Annotated in this window: 14 protein-coding genes; 7 read left to right on the top strand and 7 right to left on the bottom strand. The window is 32.1% G+C overall.

Annotation, left to right across the window (positions count from 1 at the left end; translation table 11 throughout):
- Nucleotides 1–423: 423 nt before the first annotated feature.
- Nucleotides 424–1,302 carry a helix-turn-helix domain-containing protein gene (locus tag D778_RS05825; protein ID WP_007648639.1) on the bottom strand — a complete coding sequence of 293 codons (879 nt, stop codon included), beginning with the start codon at nt 1,300–1,302 and terminating at the stop codon, nt 424–426.
- 91 nt (nt 1,303–1,393) lie between these two features.
- Here D778_RS05825 and D778_RS14760 point away from each other — a divergent pair, with 91 nt between their 5' ends.
- From D778_RS14760 to D778_RS05810, 3 genes are all read left to right on the top strand, one after another.
- A complete protein-coding gene (locus D778_RS14760) occupies nt 1,394–1,621 on the top strand; it encodes a hypothetical protein (protein WP_238307589.1) in 228 nt (75 codons plus the stop codon).
- A gap of 360 nt (nt 1,622–1,981) precedes the next feature.
- Nucleotides 1,982–2,671, top strand: coding sequence for an FAD-binding oxidoreductase (locus D778_RS05815; protein WP_007648636.1), 690 nt, complete (start codon nt 1,982–1,984; stop codon nt 2,669–2,671).
- Nucleotides 2,672–2,687: 16 nt separating this feature from the next.
- Nucleotides 2,688–4,124 (top strand): pyridoxal phosphate-dependent decarboxylase family protein, encoded by a 1,437-nt coding sequence (locus D778_RS05810; RefSeq protein ID WP_007648635.1) that lies wholly within the window; start codon nt 2,688–2,690, stop codon nt 4,122–4,124.
- Nucleotides 4,125–4,207: 83 nt separating this feature from the next.
- Here the strand turns inward: D778_RS05810 and D778_RS05805 are convergent, their stop codons facing one another.
- The 6 genes from D778_RS05805 to D778_RS05780 form a co-directional block, all read right to left on the bottom strand.
- Nucleotides 4,208–7,471, bottom strand: coding sequence for a cytochrome c biogenesis protein (locus D778_RS05805; protein ID WP_007648634.1), 3,264 nt, complete (start codon nt 7,469–7,471; stop codon nt 4,208–4,210).
- A 162-nt stretch (nt 7,472–7,633) separates the two neighbouring features.
- Entirely contained in the window at nt 7,634–8,914 is a 1,281-nt protein-coding gene (locus tag D778_RS05800; protein ID WP_007648633.1) for a c-type cytochrome, read from the bottom strand.
- Between the two features lie 23 nt (nt 8,915–8,937).
- A complete protein-coding gene (locus D778_RS05795) occupies nt 8,938–9,309 on the bottom strand; it encodes a plastocyanin/azurin family copper-binding protein (RefSeq protein ID WP_040491599.1) in 372 nt (123 codons plus the stop codon).
- Between the two features lie 7 nt (nt 9,310–9,316).
- Nucleotides 9,317–9,787 (bottom strand): DUF4142 domain-containing protein, encoded by a 471-nt coding sequence (locus D778_RS05790; protein ID WP_007648631.1) that lies wholly within the window; start codon nt 9,785–9,787, stop codon nt 9,317–9,319.
- A gap of 135 nt (nt 9,788–9,922) precedes the next feature.
- Complete coding sequence (gene folE, locus D778_RS05785) at nt 9,923–10,561, bottom strand: GTP cyclohydrolase I FolE (RefSeq protein ID WP_007648630.1); 639 nt, start codon at nt 10,559–10,561, stop codon at nt 9,923–9,925.
- A 10-nt stretch (nt 10,562–10,571) separates the two neighbouring features.
- Complete coding sequence (locus D778_RS05780; protein ID WP_007648628.1) at nt 10,572–11,237, bottom strand: FAD-binding oxidoreductase; 666 nt, start codon at nt 11,235–11,237, stop codon at nt 10,572–10,574.
- Between the two features lie 140 nt (nt 11,238–11,377).
- Here D778_RS05780 and D778_RS05775 point away from each other — a divergent pair, with 140 nt between their 5' ends.
- From D778_RS05775 to D778_RS05760, 4 genes are all read left to right on the top strand, one after another.
- Nucleotides 11,378–12,049: an RNA polymerase sigma factor gene (locus tag D778_RS05775; RefSeq protein WP_007648627.1), complete on the top strand. Its 672-nt coding sequence runs from the start codon at nt 11,378–11,380 to the stop codon at nt 12,047–12,049.
- Between the two features lie 310 nt (nt 12,050–12,359).
- Nucleotides 12,360–14,003 carry a tetratricopeptide repeat protein gene (locus D778_RS05770; RefSeq protein WP_007648624.1) on the top strand — a complete coding sequence of 548 codons (1,644 nt, stop codon included), beginning with the start codon at nt 12,360–12,362 and terminating at the stop codon, nt 14,001–14,003.
- Nucleotides 14,004–14,108: 105 nt separating this feature from the next.
- The gene (locus D778_RS05765; protein WP_007648623.1) at nt 14,109–16,442 is read left to right on the top strand and encodes a T9SS type A sorting domain-containing protein; all 2,334 of its coding nucleotides are present in this window, start codon (nt 14,109–14,111) and stop codon (nt 16,440–16,442) included.
- 128 nt (nt 16,443–16,570) lie between these two features.
- Nucleotides 16,571–16,954 carry a hypothetical protein gene (locus D778_RS05760; protein WP_007648622.1) on the top strand — a complete coding sequence of 128 codons (384 nt, stop codon included), beginning with the start codon at nt 16,571–16,573 and terminating at the stop codon, nt 16,952–16,954.
- The last annotated feature ends 77 nt before the right edge of the window (nt 16,955–17,031 follow it).

Genomic DNA, 17,031 nt, shown 5'->3' with positions numbered 1-17,031 from the left:
ATTATCTTAAGAAAAAAGCGAACGATACGTAGTGTAACGGAGTAATTTCCTTAATAAACAGTTTTGATTTTTTGGTTCTTTTGTATCAAGACAAAAGAACAAATACCTTCCCACTGTCATTTTAAAGCAAGCCTGTTATTCTGAGCGAAGCGAAGAATCTGTAAGCATCAGCGTAGCTAATCTCTCCAAAAAGCTCCTCCCTTCAGATGAAGGGCGACCGAGCGTATAAAAATAGTCCTGTGATCCCAATAGCTATCGGGATTGGCAAAGGCGCCTGCCTGCCAGAGGAAGGCAAACTGGCACATTGACCAATATTAAAACGCAGTGGGGATAAGACGAAGCCCGATCAAATGCCTTAAAGGATGTGAGATACACAGGGGGTTAATCTAACTACCCATCTGTCCACCCCCAGGCAAACAAAAACTACCAACCCATATACTTTTTGCGAAAACCAGATGGAGTTATCCCGGTTTTAGATTTAAAGTACTTGGAAAAATAAGCATCATCTGAAAACCCCAATGTATTACCAATTTCTGTAAGTTGATCTTTTGAATGCACAAGCAAACGCTTGGCTTCCAAGATAACCCTTTCTGAAATTAATTGACTTGTTGTTTTATTTATAGTTTCTTTAACAATCCTATTCAAATGTTTGGTACTAACACAAAGCTTCTCGGCATAAAATTTCGGGAGTTTCTGCTTATAAAAATGATGATCGATTAATGCTTCCAACTTTTCAAAAATTGCATAATAGTTGGAAGAACATCCAAAATCCGAACTAACAGGTTTGGAATATACCCGGGTAAGTTCAATATAAATGTAACTCATTAAGTTAACAATTTTAACTTCCCTAAACACATTCATTTCTAAATACTCAATGTACAACTCTTGAAACTTAAGACTTAAGTCCAATAGTTTCTCTTGAGATAATTGCAAAACTGGTGGATTTTGCAAGGAATAAAAAAATGGAAACGATTGTAACCGATGCTCCAAAAAATGTAACTCATAAAACGCTTGCGAATGGAAAAAAATAAATCCTTCTGGTTTGGTTTCAAATTTCCAATAATGTGTCTGACCTGGTTTTAAAAAAAATACTTTTCCTGATTGTATTTTATAGGCATTAAAGTCAATTTCATGTACTCCTGCTCCTTTGGTGAAAAGAACACACAAATAAAAATCATGACGATGAGGTATGTGGATTAAATGTTCATTGAGTTCTAAGTGAGTTGAAAAAGTATTGACATAAACCTCCTTAACGGACGACATTTCTTTAAAATGAGCAAAGTTTAATACGGGTATTTTCATAAAATGTCTCAAAAGTACAAAAAAAAGGGAACTTTATGTAAATACATTAAGAACTTCAGCTCCTACTTTTGCATCATAAAAATGCCCGTAAATGAAAACATTTGTAAATATTCTAAAATGTAATTGTCCTAATTGTAAAAAAGAAAAAATGTTTAAAAAAGGTGGTAATCTTTTAATGCTCAACATTCCTAAAATGCATAAAAACTGTCCTCTCTGTAGCTATACTTTTGAAAGGGAAACTGGATTCTTTTTTGGGGCTATGTTTGTAAGTTATGCCTTGGCTGCTGCTTTAATGATAATCTGCTTAATCATATTTTAGTGTTTTTTGGATTTAACACCTCTAATTGTCTTCGCCATCATTGTATTACTCGCCATTCTATCCAGTACTTGGAACTTTAAAGTGTCAAGGTCAATTTGGTTATATTTATTTCACAAGCACTAAGCTTATATCCTTATGTTTAACTGCATTTTTCGGTTTTATGCGCTTCTCATGTCCCACCCATCTTAAGATGATTTCGACCCGTATTGAAAACAATTTGTTTATTTCAAAAAACTAATCATGTATAACTAAATATAAAATTTAAAAGATTGGGAAGCCTTTGTAATGTTCCGTTTATTCAGTTTGTAACCTACATGGTAAAATTGCATCAAATTAATAAATCAACTAAACAGAAAACTCATGGGCCTTATTTTTCCTTATAAAGCAAAAGTAATTCAGGTTACTTATGTCAATCATGATGTCGTCTTATTAAAAATAACAAAGCCCTGGAAATTTGAATTTAATGTGGGACAAGCAGTAGATTTAAGTATTGATAAACCAGGTTACGAATTGGCTGTGGCTCCTTTTACAATAGCCAATGTACCTACAGATAATTATTTGGAATTTGTTATAAAAATTTATCCAACTGAAAATGGCCTAACAAAGGGGATTTCAGAGTTGTTGACGAATGATACAATTCAACTTTCCAAAGCTTGGGATTCCTATAAGTATGATGGAAGTGGTACTTTTATTGCTGCTGGAACTGGTATAACCCCTTTTTTGCCAATTTTTAAGGATTTGCAAGGGAAAGGTATTGATGTCAAACATGATCATAATCTAATTTATGCCAATAAAACTAAAGATGACGTTATATTTTATAAAAAACTGAAACAATTATTCAGTTCTAACTTGTCACTTATTTTAAGTAGATCTAAATATGGTAGTCATTATTTTGGAAAAATAGATAAAGTCTTCTTGTTGAAACTAGTTAAAAGCACTGATCAAAAATTTTATATCTGTGGTCCAAGAAAATTTGAAGAAGATGTAAGAACACATTTAATAACAATTGGTGTCAATCAAGATTACATTGAAACAGGGTATAAGTTCTAAATGTTATAAATAACTTATGAAAGAAGATAAATCAAAAATGCCTACTAATATTTTTGAGTTGGAAGAATCAGCTATTGAAAGAAAATCATTGTATGAAAAGATAATTAATTTTTCAGAGGAATTTATTCATACTATAGAAGAACAGAAAGCTTTCCATTTTGATACAAATGAAATAACAGAATATGATTCATTTTTTGATATTGATAAGAAGAAAAATTCTATAGAAGATATACTTGTGTTTTTTAAGGAACGTGTGCTAAATACAGGACTCAATGCAGCTTCTGGTGGCCATTTAGGATATATTCCTGGTGGTGGAATTTATAGTTCAGCTCTTGGGGATTACCTCGCTGCTATTACCAATAGGTATGCAGGAGTGTTTTATGCATCTCCAGGGGCAGTAAGAATGGAAGATGCATTGATAAATTGGACTGGAAAATTAATAGGCTATGACAAAGGCTTTGGTGGAAACCTAACATCAGGCGGGAGTATGGCAAACCTAATTGCACTTCATACGGCCAAACATAGTAAAGGTATTACAATATCAAATGTTTCAAAAAATGTTATTTATTTCACATCCCAAACGCACCATAGTGTATATAAAGCTTTAAAGATTACAGGGCTAGAAAAATGTGTTTTGCGGGAAATTCCTGTTGATTCACACTTTAAAATGTCTGTAATAGATTTAGAAACTCAAATCAAGCATGATAAACATATAGGTTTAGTTCCTTTCTTAATTATAGCGAATGCAGGATCAACCGATGTTGGATCTGTGGACCCCTTAATAAATTTAAGCGACATAGCTAAAGCACATCATATTTGGTTGCATATAGATGCGGCATACGGTGGCTTCTTTAAGTTGACAGCTTTGGGGAAGGATAAACTTAAAGGAATGGAGCTTGCTGATTCCATTATACTGGACCCTCACAAAGGTTTATTTATGCCATATGGTTTGGGAATTGTTTTAGTGAAAAATATAAAGTATCTCGCAGAAGCTCATAGTTATAATGCTAATTACATGAGAGATGCGAAAAATGATAATCAATATTCTCCAGCTGACTTATCTCCAGAATTAAGTAAACACTTTAGAGGGCTTCGAATGTGGTTGCCTTTAAAATTATATGGGGATACTGTTTTTTCAGAATATCTAAATGAAAAATTACAATTGGCCTATTACTTATACCAAGAACTTTCAATAATTGGTTATAAAGTTCTATGTGAACCAGATTTAAGCGTTGTAGCTTTTAGATTGGAATTAAAGGCATATGAAAGTGATGTGCTTAATAAAATAATATTGGATTATATTCACCAAGATGGTAGAATATTTATTTCCTCAACCATTTTGGATAACAAATTAACTTTACGTGCAGCAATATTGTCTTTTCGAACTCATAAACAAGAAATAGACTTGTTATTGTATTTGCTTAAAAAAATAAAAACGCATCTAGATGTTTAATGTTAATATTTAGACAACTTCTTTTCTTTAGTTTATTTAAAAAAATAATTTAAAAACCAGAATTATTAATACGGTTCTATGGTTTATAATCTTATCCCAATTTTCTTACTTCTAAAATAAGCTACTACAGATACTATAAACATCGCTACAACTGTAACATATATCCAAATAGGAATTGGTATAGGTTCGCCTGCAGCATATGAATGAAGCCCTATGAGGTAATAATTAACCCCAAAATAAGTAAATATAATAGACCATATAGCCCATAAACTAGCGATATTGAATACCAATTTGCTTTTAAGTTTAGGGACTAATCTTAAGTGCAAAACAACGGCATATAGTATAACTGATATGAAAGCCCAAGTCTCTTTAGGATCCCAACTCCAGTATCGTCCCCAGCTCTCATTTGCCCACATACCACCAAGAAAAGTACCTATTGTTAAGGCAAACACGCCTATGGTCAAGGACATTTCATTGACTATGGTCAATTCCTTAATCGCACATGAAGTTTTTTTTGAGGGTTTTATACTGTATAAAATTAACGAAATGATACTTAAAATAGCCGACAACCCAAAGAATCCATAACTGGAGGTTATGATGCCTACATGCACCATGAGCCAATAGGACTTTAAAACTGGTTCCAAAGGTGTAATTTGTGGGTCTAACATGGATCCACCATGAGCAAATCCCATCATTATCATCGCTACCAAAGCTCCAGCGGCAGGTATAAAAGCATTTCGATTTTTGTAAAGAAGTAATCCCGACAATACGCCAATTCCTGAAATAAAGATGATGGCTTCATAACCATTGCTCCAAGGCGCATGACCTGAAAGATACCATCGAACGGCTAATGCTAATGCTTGAATAGTCAATGCTAATACCATTAAACCTAGTAGTATTTTAGTTGAGAAACGAATAAAATGATGATATTTTGGACTTGAAGAAAGTACTCCTAAAAAGCCAATTATAATCAAAGCCATGCCTAAAAAACTATAAACTATCATGAGCCAAAAGAAGGCGTTTAGATGGTTGTACAATATTTCCAGCTTGATTTTTAAATCTGATGGTATTATGTCTTTACCCCAAGTCTTTTGAAGCTCGCTAATCTCATTAATACTTTTATCGGCATTGGTCCAATTATTGGTTTTTAATCCTTCTTTTACGCCATTAAAATAAGGGGTTAAAAATCTATAAGCTGTTTCATCTATCTCTACAGGACTTTCTTCGGTACTATAAATCCAGCTAACCCATGTTTGTGATGGATCATTCTTTACAGGTATCATGTTAGTGTAATACCCAAAAGCAATATTGCTAAAAATATTAAACCGTTCAGTTAACTCTATAACAGCCTTGTCATAATTTGATTGTTCAGCTTTACGTTTACTAAAGGAATTTTTATTTTGATTTTCAAGTTTAAAAATTCCGGTATTCAAGTCTACTAAATTTGTATATGATGTGTAACCATCTGCATTAGCGCCAGTTTCTTTCATAAGTTGGTCGCCTCCCTTTTTACTAACTTTAATTAAAGGTTCGTTAGCCCAATAACCAGGGTCAATTTGCATAGAGATAAACCATTGTAAAGGTGTTATATTATTATCTCCTTTTTTATAGATGTCCTTTTTATGAATTTTTCGAAGAAGTTCCAAAGTGTATGTATCCATGGGTTTAACCCGCCCTTGAAAATCCTGAACCAAGAGTTGTCCAAACTTTTTGGCATGATCTAGATTAATGATTCTTTTGGAACCAAGCTCATTTGGTTTTGCAAACTGTGTATTAGGGCCAATTTTTTGATGTTGTAATGTCAGCGAGTCTTCAGGCTGAAATATATCGTTTTGAGCATAACTAGTAGCTCCAAGTCCAAAAAACAACATGAACAATAAAATGTAATTTTTGGTGCGCATTTTCTTTAATGAATGATTCAATTTCCAAAAATGTGTGTTCTTCCAAAACAGTGTAAAAAACATTCCTGTAAATAATAGAAAATACCCAAAATATGTCACATTTGTGCCCCATCTATCTGCATTTACCGAGAGAATAGTTCCACTTTCATCAGGGAAATAACTCGCCTGAAAAAAACGATACCCTTTATAATCTACAACATTGTTCATATAAATATGGTGTTGGTTTTCTTTATCAGAATCAATTATGGTTATTTTACTTTCATAAGACGATGGATTATTGGATCCTGGATACCTATCAAGTATAAAATCATCACAGCGTATGCTAAAATCCGTGTATAGTATTTTAGATCCAAAGCCAATGGAAACATGTAAGCCATTGATTTGTGTAGTTTCACTATAACCCGTTACCCCTTTTCCTCCTTTAATAAATAGTGTATCTTTTATATTTCCAGACTCCAGTTCTATCTGGACAACATCTAATAAATTCTTGTCCAAAGGTTCAGTTTTGTCACCTTTGTAATACACCCTTTTTCCTTTGAAAATACTATTTGGTATGATGAAATTAACACCATTAACGCTATAAAGTGCTCTGTGGTTTAGCATAGTGGATTCGTCGGCTTTTATAGTTCCGGATTGTCTAGCTAATAATAAAGAGTCAGTAACAACACCTTTTTGTTGTCCAAGCATCGACATAAATTGTCCTTCAACAGGTAATTCAATGTAGAGATTATTATTTCTTTCAGTGAGTTGAACCGATCCTTCTATAGGATTGTTAAAACTAAAAATCATCCCATTAATGGATTTAGTGCCACCTTCTGAAATGTAATTATTTACTCTACCTGTCTGCCCAATAGTAACTATGTTGAGCATTTTTTTTCCTAACTCTGTTACTTCAACAGAGTCTTTGGCTAATGGTATATAATCCAAACTTTTTAAAGTAATCACCTTATTCTCAAATAGAAAGTTTTGTTTGTAGGTTCTCTTTAAAGGCCATTTGGTGTCCTTTGAATTAAAGTAAGACATCGTATATGGGTGCTTGTTATAATTCAAAGTTTTGTCACCATCAGTAACAGATAGGTTAAAATAAGTTAAATCACTTATTATTTCATTAGTGGTTTGCCCTTCTTTTATTGGCATTTGCCCTTCAAAGCTGCTATACCTTGTGATGGCACCACCAATAAACATAAAAATGAAAGCGAGATGAAAAATAAGAATGGGCCATTTTTCTCTACTTGTTAATCGGTAAGTTTTAATATTTGTTGTAAAAATTAGTATCAACCAAAGCATCAAGATTTCAAACCAAATGGAGTTGTAAATTAATACCTTCGCTGTTGAGGTGTCAAAACTACTTTCTATAAAAGTAGCAACCATCATCGAAATACCATAGACAAGTAAAAGAATGGTCATGGTTCGTGTTGAGAATAAAATCCTTTGAACTTGTTTCATACTACTTTAAATCGTTAACTATTCTTATTTCTGTTTGTTAACTTTTGCTTGTTATTGAAAAAGCATCTCTAAGAGGTTTAATTGCCTTTTGGAATTAAACCTCTGTTGAGATGCCACTAACTATAACAATTAATTAAATACCCTTTATATCTAACCGACCCCTTAGATAGATTTTAGATATTCTGTAAGGTCAGTTTTTTCAGAATTGCTCAAGTTAAGACTGTTTTCTTCATTGTATCTTTCAACCACATCTGCTAATGTTGCAGCAGAACCATCATGGAAATATGGAGCGTGCTGCCATATCCCTTTTAAAGGTGTAACGCGCCATTGTTTGGTTGCCGATCTATTCACATAATCTTTATCCACAGCAACTGATGCACTTTGAGGATGCAATCTACCATCAATCGTATTGTCACTAAAGAGAGGGCCAGAGTGGCAACTTGCGCATTGTGCTTTTCCAGAAAACAACGCTTTACCTCTTGCAGCAGCAGCAACATCAAATGTACCAGATGGTGAAGCAGGTGGGGTTAGTGAAAACTGATACTCTTGTAAAGCTGGAAGTTTATCTGTAACTAAATCATCACCTTCTCTATAGTCTCTTACTAAATTTAGACGCGTATCTTCAAAATACCCATGTCCACGCATTTGAGTTACAGCCACATATCTGTTCCAATATGCAACTGGTCCAGCAGGTTCGTGCTCAACATCACCATCTCCAGTAAAAATTGCTTTTGGTAACCCATATAACCCATAAGCAGGTGGGATAACTACAGGATTGTCTATACCATCTATATTAAATCTTGGGTCATAAAGCCCAGGACCCCATGAAGCGTAAACGTCTTTTGTGGCTTGGTCTAAAGCTGGAGACAATGAGATTATTAAACCTGGATTTAAATCCCTATTTGCCCAACCATCCAAACGATTTCCAATACCTGGCGCAAAAGAATCATCAACTGTAGAATGACATAGAGCACAAGTAATACCCATTCTATCCAAACTTAAACTACCATCTTGATTTTGACTAACTTCTCCTTTTACACCTAAAACGGCATCTAATTGTAATAAAACTAAAGTAGTTTGTGGGTCATTTAAATCTACATCGCCATTTTGAATAGCAGTAACAACTTCTTGCGGTAAAGCTGCAGCATCTACTTTTAGTCCCACACTCAAGGCTGTTGCAGGACTTACAGCAGATTCTATTACTTGGTTCATTTGTAACACATCTGTCCAAAAGGTTTCATTTCCAAATGTGTCATACCGAAAAATGTCTTGTCCTTCTGCAACTAATTGAGGATTTAAAGGCGGCAGATTTAGAGAACCTTCACCTGGTGGCAATCCCGGTGTTGGTGTTGGTACATATCCTATGTCATCCTTATCACAACTCATTACAAATCCCATAAAAAAGAATACCATAACAAGTCTTGCTATTTGTTTTGTTTTCATACTTATTTAATTTTAGTTAATGTTTATTTAATTATTGTTATTACTCCTTTCATGACTTTGTGCAAATCACAATAGTAATTTATATCCTCTGTTATAACCCTGTACCATTTTTCGCCCTGTTTTAAGGGTTTGGAAGTCCATTTTTTATTAGTGGCTTCGGTAACATCATGAGGAACAAAATCCTTATTTATCCAAACTACCGTGTCACCTTTTTTGACATTAAGCTGTGCTGGATGATATTTCATTCGGAATATAGTTACTGTGTGTGTTGTGGCATTAGAATTACTATCAAGTAATCTATCTGGGTTTTTAAAACCAGCCATTAGAATGAAGGTGCAAACCAATACTGCTAATAGTAATAAATACTTTGAAACTGATGATTTATGAGGTTGCATTTCAATTTTAAATTTTAGCTTGAGTCATTTTAGCATGTTCTAGATGGGCCTCAAGTGCTGGCACTACAGCTTCTAATAAACCTTTTAATTCAGTATTATTGGCTTCAGGAATTAGTAAGCCGTTTACTGCATCAATTACAGCTTTGTGATAAGCCACTTCATTGTCTATATAGGTTTTGTCAAAATCATGTTCATCAACTTCCTTCAAGGTTTCTAAAGTCTCTTCAGACTGTTTTAATAAAGATTGGCTCACGGCATTATCTTTAGGATTCACACCTAATTTTTCAACCAAGGCGACAGCTTGTTGAATTACTGCGTTATGGTCTTCTATCATCCTGTTGGCAAAGTCAAGAATATCTTTGTTTTTAGAACGTTTAAGAGCCACTTGTGCATAATCAATATCAATTTGGTTGGCAACCACCGCTACTGAAGCTATTTCCGTATCGATTAATTTTGGTGCTTCCTGTCCAAATGTCATGATTGACGTTGTTAAAAGCAACAGACAAACTAACGTTAAAGTATTTCTTCTTTTTGGTTTCATAATTTCTATATTTTAATATTGTTCAACCTTTTGATGCAAAAAGAGGGGTAGGGTTACAATTTTTTTTAAAAATTAACTGCTTATTGAATTTAGAAATCTGGATTTTTCTTTTTCTTTTAAAAATTTTCCACTGAAAAAATTTGTTTTGGTATAACTTTTTTCGTCTTCAACGCCACGAGAGGCTACACAGAGATGATTGGCTTCAATGTGGATAGCTATATCGTCTGTTTCTAATAATTCCTTTAGCTTTAAGCCAATTTCAACAGTAAGTTTTTCTTGTATTTGAGGTTTACTAGCATAAAATTGAACAATGCGATTTATTTTTGACAAACCAATAACGCGGTCTTTTGGTATATAGGCTACTGCAGCTTTTCCAAAGAAAGGCACAAAGTGATGTTCGCAATATGAATAAACCTTTATGTTATCTACTAAAACCATTTCACGATAACCACTGACGTTCTCAAAAAAGGAAATACTTGGAAAATTCTCCTCATTCAACCCTTTAAAAACTTCATTGATATACATTTTTGCAACACGTTTAGGGGTTTCTTTTAGGCTCGGATCATCAAGTTTTAAACCTAAAGCTTCCATAATCTTTGCAAAATGATACTCAATAGTTTTTAATTTTTCTTGATGCTTTGATATGGTTTCCAAGTTCTTGATTTCATTGTTAGAGAAAATATTGATTTCTTGTTGTTCTTTTCCGTTCATTTTTTAGGGTTTAATAAATTGATTGAATTAATTTTTTGTTTACTCCAAGTTTTAACAAGGCCTTGTTAATACTCTCAAGAAAAGGTTTTGGTCCACATACATAAAAATATTGATGAGTAGAGTCAATGGTGTCAGAAAGAAAATCGTAATCTACCCGTCCAAAAGTATATTTGCTTAAATGATCTCTACTTAATAGATTATAGAAACTATTCCCTAAAATGGTTTCGAGTTCTTGTTTTAAGATAATATCGCGCTCCGTTCTATTGGCATAGATTAATTTATGACCTTCTATTTTATTTTTTTCATTTAAGAGTCGAAGTATTGGTATAAATGGAGTAATACCAGATCCTGCAGCTATAAAAACACCTTCACCTTTATAAGCAAAGGAATCCCAAGCATCTGTAATTAATATGGTGTCGTTTACCTTTAATTTTGATAGTGCAACAGTAATTCCATTGTGTTCTGGGTAAACTTTAATGGTAAATTGTAAGTCTTTATCGTTCTCATAAATACTCGTTATGGTAAAAGGAGCTTTTAAAAATTCCGTATCTTTATGTAATGATATTTCTAATGCTTGCCCAATTTGATAAGTAAAAGACTCTGGTCTTTCAATAGATAACTGAAAAACATTTGGGGTTAACCATGTCTTATTCAGTACAGTAGCTAAATAATTCAAAACTATAGATTATTAATTAAATATGTAATAAGTTATCGACCTTTCATGGTCTTGTTCACTTTAGATGAAAACATTAAAAAAAGGTTACAAAAAATGTAACCTTAAAAAATAATTTGCATCTAATTAGAAATAATACCGTTATGAATACCAGCACTACAACCAAAAAAGAACTTGAAGAAGCGTTAATAATTGAAAAAGTACTCAATGGTGAGACAGAGTTATTCGAAATTCTTATGCGCCGAAATAATGAACTATTGTTTAGAACAATCAGAAGCTATATAGTTTTAGAGTCTGACGTTGAAGATGTTATGCAAGATACTTATATTAAGGCTTTTGAAAAATTATACCAATTTAAAAATGATGCTATGTTTTCTACTTGGTTAATACGAATTGGAATAAACGAAGCTTTGCAAAGGAAAAGAAGGGCTTCTAAAATAAAAACCATTGCCTTGCAACAAGATGAAAATATATTACAAATTGAAGACAAAAACATTATGACCCCTGAACACAAAACTATGTACAAAGAATCTTCTTGTTTTATGGAAAAGGCAATAGACACACTTCCTGAAAAGTATAAAATAGTTTATATGCTTAAAGAGGTTGAAGGGTTGGCAATCTCTGAAATATCGAAATGTTTAGATTTAAGCAATAGCAACGTAAAAGTACGTTTGCATAGAGCTAGAACAATGCTTAAGGATTCAATTTTGAGTTTAACCGATTATACAAATATTTTTGAATTTGGTAATTCTAAATGCGATAGAATTGTCGCAAACGTTATGGAGTATATATATAAATCACAGCCTAAATTTTAAATTGTAATTAACTCTAATCCATGATAATATCTAAATTAAATACTGATTGTTTAATATAAGTATATGATTAATATTTAGTTATACTATTTTGCAGATAAAAAAGATTAATTTTAAAATTCAGGAAAGAAAATCATTGTTATAAATAAAATAAAAGAATTACTATTTGTTATCTAAACGGGAGATATCAAATAATCTTTATTATATCAAAGAATGCATATGTATATTACGTCTCATTCAAACTAATTAATCTCACATTAAAGAACATTAAATTCACAAATATTCTTCGCAAAAATTAAATTGAATTAAAAACATGAAAATATACTTATTTATTGTTTTTTATATTTCAATTTTTAATTTCACCTCTGCCCTCCATGCTCAAAATGAAATTGAATTAGATAGTGTTTTGTTTCAATCTTTAAAATTCCAAAAAGATAGAAGTTACCGCAAATCAATCAAGCTATTAACAAATTTACTTGTAGAATCAAAGGAGCAAAAATTATATAGATATCAATTTTTAGCATTAAATAACCTTGGAGTAAATTATTATTCAATGTTAGATTATGGGGAAGCGCTTAACAATTATTTAGAGGCATATAAAATATCGACAGAACATCTTAATAAAGCCGAAGAAATGACAGTTTTGAATAATTTAGCAATTCTTTACTTTGACCAAGGAGAACTTGCTAAATCCAAAGGCTACTTTTTAAAGGCGTATAAATTGGCTCAACTTAAAGGTGATGATAAAAAAATAGGGATGTACTCAATTAATTTAGCAATTGTAGCTAACATGAATAATGAATTAGATAAAGCAATTAAATATTTAAACACTGCAGATTCTAAACTTAAAAATTATCCATCAATAGCTATTTCTAGTACTATTGCTAGAATTGAAAATCTTTATAAAAGAAATCTCATAAAAGAGGCTAATTCTATGGCTTTAAACACTTTAAGTGATTTGAAAGCTGAAGGAGAAGAAAAATTCAACCTATTACTCTTAATTTCTGATATTTTAGAGTCTGAAGGTAATTTGTTAAGATCAAAGCAGTATTTAGAAAATGCACTTAAGGTTTCTATGACCCCTAAAAATAAATTGCAGGTTTTTCAAAAACTTGTAAAGTTAAATAAGCAACTCAAAGAATACGATAAGGCGTTTGCAGCTTTAGATTCAGTAATAGCAACCAGAGATACTATAAACAATTTAAAAAATAGTGCTCTATTTGAGTCGGCTAGAGTTAGATTTGAAATTGAAAATTACAAAAATGAATTAAGTCAGAATAAAAAATCGCTCCAGCTTACACAATCAAGACTACGTTATTTTATAGGCTGGTCCGTTGTAATTTTATTGCTTATAGCATGGGCGTTGAGAAACAGTATTATAAAAAGTAAACAAAGAAAAATAATTCATAACCAATTTAAAAAGGTGATAACTCTTGAATTAGAAAAAAAAGAAAATGATAAGATTATTCTTGAGAGGCAATTGCAAAACAGAAAGACCATGGCTTTGTTGGAGGAAGAAAGATTAAAGAATGAAATCGAATCTAGAAATAGAAAATTAGCTACAAAAGCCTTGCAAATAGCAAATAGAAATGAACTCATAGATAATATTATAAATGAATTGACAGAACAAAAAGAAGTCTTAAAAAGTAAGCAGGTAACAAGAAAAATTAAAGAGTTAAAAATTTTATTAAAGAGTGATAATGAGTGGAAGGATTTTATGATACATTTCGAGCAGGTAAATAATGGATTTTTAAAAAAATTAAAATTGCAGCATCCTAATCTTAATGTTAATGATGTGCGTTACCTGTGTTACTTATATATGAACTTGTCAAATAAAGAAATAGCAAGTCTCTTTAATGTTACTCAAGAGGCCATTCGAAAAAGAAAAGAACGAGTAAGTGATAAATTAAATTTGCCAAATAGTAAGGGATTATATAATTATTTATCATCTATATAATGGTTGTCACGTTTTTTAGGTTTGATGTCACGATTGTTATTTAAATTCCTTGCCTCTTCCCAATATTTTTTTTGACTATTGTATAGAATTTTAAAAACAATAGTTATGAGAAAAATTTTTACATTAGTATTATTCTGTTTCTTTTCGTTAATGTCATTTGCTCAAATCGAGTATGAAGGTTCTGACAGTTTTGGTAGAATTTTTGATCTTATTTATGATCCTGCTACTCCAAACAAAATTTATGCTATTTCAGAAATAAATCACATTGTGGTTTCAGAAGATAATGGTGAGTCATGGGATATTTTGTATACATTACCAATAGGTATAAATAGCCCTCTACCACCTGATGCATCAATCAGGTATTTAAAACTAATGCCAGATGGTTCAGGGTTAAGCTTTGCAGTATACCAAACTGCTGGTCACGATGGAGCAATAATGGTTTATGACCTATCAAGTCAAAGTATTGCAAAAAATATTCCATTGCCAAACCAGAACTTACAAGGGTTTGTATGGGATTATGATTTTTATAAACAAGATGAAGATGTTTTAATTGTTGATACAAATTATAGAGACCAGTATGGCTTAATCTATGGAATGACATTTTTCACAAATGACGGTGGCGCCAATTGGGATCCAATTTATGACACGACAAATAACAGCAATGTATTTATAAATAAAGTAGCAATTAGTCCAAATAACCCTGATAAATTATTTTTATCAAGAGGTTTTGGAGATCAAGGAATAGATGGAGGGTTATTAGTTTCTGAAGATGGAGGTCAGACATGGGAGGAAAAATTGGAAGGAGTAATCTTGGGGCCTATTGCTTTCGACCCTATAAATAATGACAATATACTATTGGGTACAGGCATGAGTTTTGGTGCCTCTCAAGAAAACCTTTATAAGTCTACAAATGGAGGTAATACTTTTTCGGTGGTAAATATGAATTGGACTGAAGGTATTTTAGATGAAATCACTTATATCAAATACAATCCTTTAAACCCGCTTGAAATTGTATTGCTAGAAGAAAATGAAATAGTAACATCAGTAGATGGGGGTAACACTTGGCAATATAATTTATATTTAAATGATAATCCCGAGAGCTATTATTATGGACAAAAAGTAAGTTTTAACCCATTTGAAGAGGATGAGATGGTTATTACGGGAAATTATGTGCCTCTAATATCTTCTGACAATGGGCAAACCGTTTCTTGGATTAAAACACCATATTTTTCTAGTACAGGAAATATGGATGTTTATAACGATGGTTCTAACATCAATCTTTACTATTCAGCCCAATTTGGATATGTTCATAGAGACGTGACTACGGGAATAGAAACGGCATATGAAATATTGCCACTTAACATGGCTACTAACAGCCTTGGCATAACTCAAATAGCTGATAAAACACAAGTTGACAGAGTGTTTACGTTTAATTCAAGTTTTATAGGTTCAAACTTATATGTTAGTAATGATAATGGAGGTACTAGATCAATGCTAATTTCTTTGTTTGCAAATAAGCTTACAGGATTGGCAGCTTATCCTAATGAAGATGATACTATTTTGGCAGCTTTTGGTGGCTTTAGTGGTGCTGAAACTCTCTTGAAAAAAATTGACTTTTCGGACATGAATAATGTTGAAGAGGTTAACATTAACTTACCGGCTTATGACTTTATCAATGATATTTTAATTTCAGACTCTGGAAAAATAGTTTTAAGTATTGGCGCAGAAATGTACTCTTCAGAAGACAATGGATCAACCTGGGAAAATAACAGCAGTGGTTTGGAAAACTTAATTCTTAACTATGATTTAATCTATGACATAGATAACAACCCACTTAATGTAGATGAATGGGCCATTGCTACAACAAAAGGAATATTTATGTCAACCGATGGAGGTGAACATTGGGAACAAAAAACAACAAGTGTTACTCATAAAATCAACTTTTCTACGGAAGTAAATGGTCATATGGCGGCTTCAACGCATACTTCAACCTCTTCTTTATCATCAGATTTTCAATTATATTATTCAATAAATAGTGGCGGGACATGGGAAACCATTACTAATCAACAGTTATTGCATACACTTGGTAAGTCATCTGCATTTATATTTGATGGAAATTCTTTAAAAGCATATATAGGAAGTTTTGATCTAGGCCTAATGACTTACACTATAGATCTTGAATCCTTAAGTATACCCGATGTTTCAAATAGCCAAAACTTAAAAGTTTTTCCTAATCCAACTAATGATATTCTAAACATCAAACTGAAAGATGGTACAATATCGAATATATCTTTATTTGATATTGGTGGAAGAGAGGTTTTAAGCGCTGATAGGTTAAATAAATTAAGTATGAAACATCTTTCGCCTGGAATGTATGTTTTACGAATAAGAACAAAAAATAAAAATGAAGTCTACATCAAGAAAATTATTCTTGAATAGCTCTAAAATAGTTAGATAGGCTTATGTCATCATTTTTCAATAACCTATTTTTTGAACCTTTTGCTCTTTTTTGTAACCTAACATTAATTTTTGCATCCAAAGGATGTAATAAATTAAAATAGATTAAAATGAAATCGAACAATTTAATAGTTGAGAAATTATTGTACTACACATTTGGTATTGTACCTATTGTAGCCGGTTTAGATAAGTTTGCAAATATTCTAACAGATTGGACACAATACCTATCATCAGGTATAGTTGATATGCTTCCTTTTGAAGCATCAACCTTTATGATTGTAGTAGGGATTATTGAAATAATTGCAGGGGTATTAGTGCTTTTGCGCCCAATTATTGGTTCTTATGTAGTAATGGCGTGGTTAATATTAATTGCTTTAACATTGATCTTTAGTGGTTCATTTTTAGACGTGGCAGTAAGAGATCTAGTAATGGCAATTGCTGCTTTTAGTTTAGCACAATTGTCGAGTTCCAGTTTAATAAAAGCAAAGAATTAAGCTTTTATTATTTCTTCCCTTATTGGTTTATAGCTGTAAAAGGCGTCTTGAAAGACGCCTTTTTAAAAAGCTATTCA

Origin of the sequence: Xanthomarina gelatinilytica (genome assembly GCF_000348685.1) — a bacterium.
Classification (GTDB): Bacteria; Bacteroidota; Bacteroidia; order Flavobacteriales; family Flavobacteriaceae; genus Xanthomarina; species Xanthomarina gelatinilytica.
The sequence above is the reverse complement of the archived record's forward strand: the minus strand, read 5'-3'. Positions and strand labels throughout refer to the sequence as shown.

Excerpts from the sequence above, each read along its gene's own strand:
- D778_RS05810 (WP_007648635.1), top strand. The coding sequence starts at position 2,688 with ATGAAAGAAGATAAATCAAAAATGCCTACTAATATTTTTGAGTTGGAA.
- D778_RS05765 (WP_007648623.1), top strand. The coding sequence starts at position 14,109 with ATGAGAAAAATTTTTACATTAGTATTATTCTGTTTCTTTTCGTTAATG.
- D778_RS05800 (WP_007648633.1), bottom strand. The coding sequence starts at position 8,914 with ATGAAAACAAAACAAATAGCAAGACTTGTTATGGTATTCTTTTTTATG.
- D778_RS05760 (WP_007648622.1), top strand. The coding sequence starts at position 16,571 with ATGAAATCGAACAATTTAATAGTTGAGAAATTATTGTACTACACATTT.
- D778_RS05815 (WP_007648636.1), top strand. The coding sequence starts at position 1,982 with ATGGGCCTTATTTTTCCTTATAAAGCAAAAGTAATTCAGGTTACTTAT.
- D778_RS05790 (WP_007648631.1), bottom strand. The coding sequence starts at position 9,787 with ATGACATTTGGACAGGAAGCACCAAAATTAATCGATACGGAAATAGCT.
- D778_RS05825 (WP_007648639.1), bottom strand. The coding sequence starts at position 1,302 with ATGAAAATACCCGTATTAAACTTTGCTCATTTTAAAGAAATGTCGTCC.
- D778_RS14760 (WP_238307589.1), top strand. The coding sequence starts at position 1,394 with ATGAAAACATTTGTAAATATTCTAAAATGTAATTGTCCTAATTGTAAA.
- folE (WP_007648630.1), bottom strand. The coding sequence starts at position 10,561 with ATGAACGGAAAAGAACAACAAGAAATCAATATTTTCTCTAACAATGAA.
- D778_RS05775 (WP_007648627.1), top strand. The coding sequence starts at position 11,378 with ATGAATACCAGCACTACAACCAAAAAAGAACTTGAAGAAGCGTTAATA.
- D778_RS05770 (WP_007648624.1), top strand. The coding sequence starts at position 12,360 with ATGAAAATATACTTATTTATTGTTTTTTATATTTCAATTTTTAATTTC.
- D778_RS05795 (WP_040491599.1), bottom strand. The coding sequence starts at position 9,309 with ATGCAACCTCATAAATCATCAGTTTCAAAGTATTTATTACTATTAGCA.
- D778_RS05805 (WP_007648634.1), bottom strand. The coding sequence starts at position 7,471 with ATGAAACAAGTTCAAAGGATTTTATTCTCAACACGAACCATGACCATT.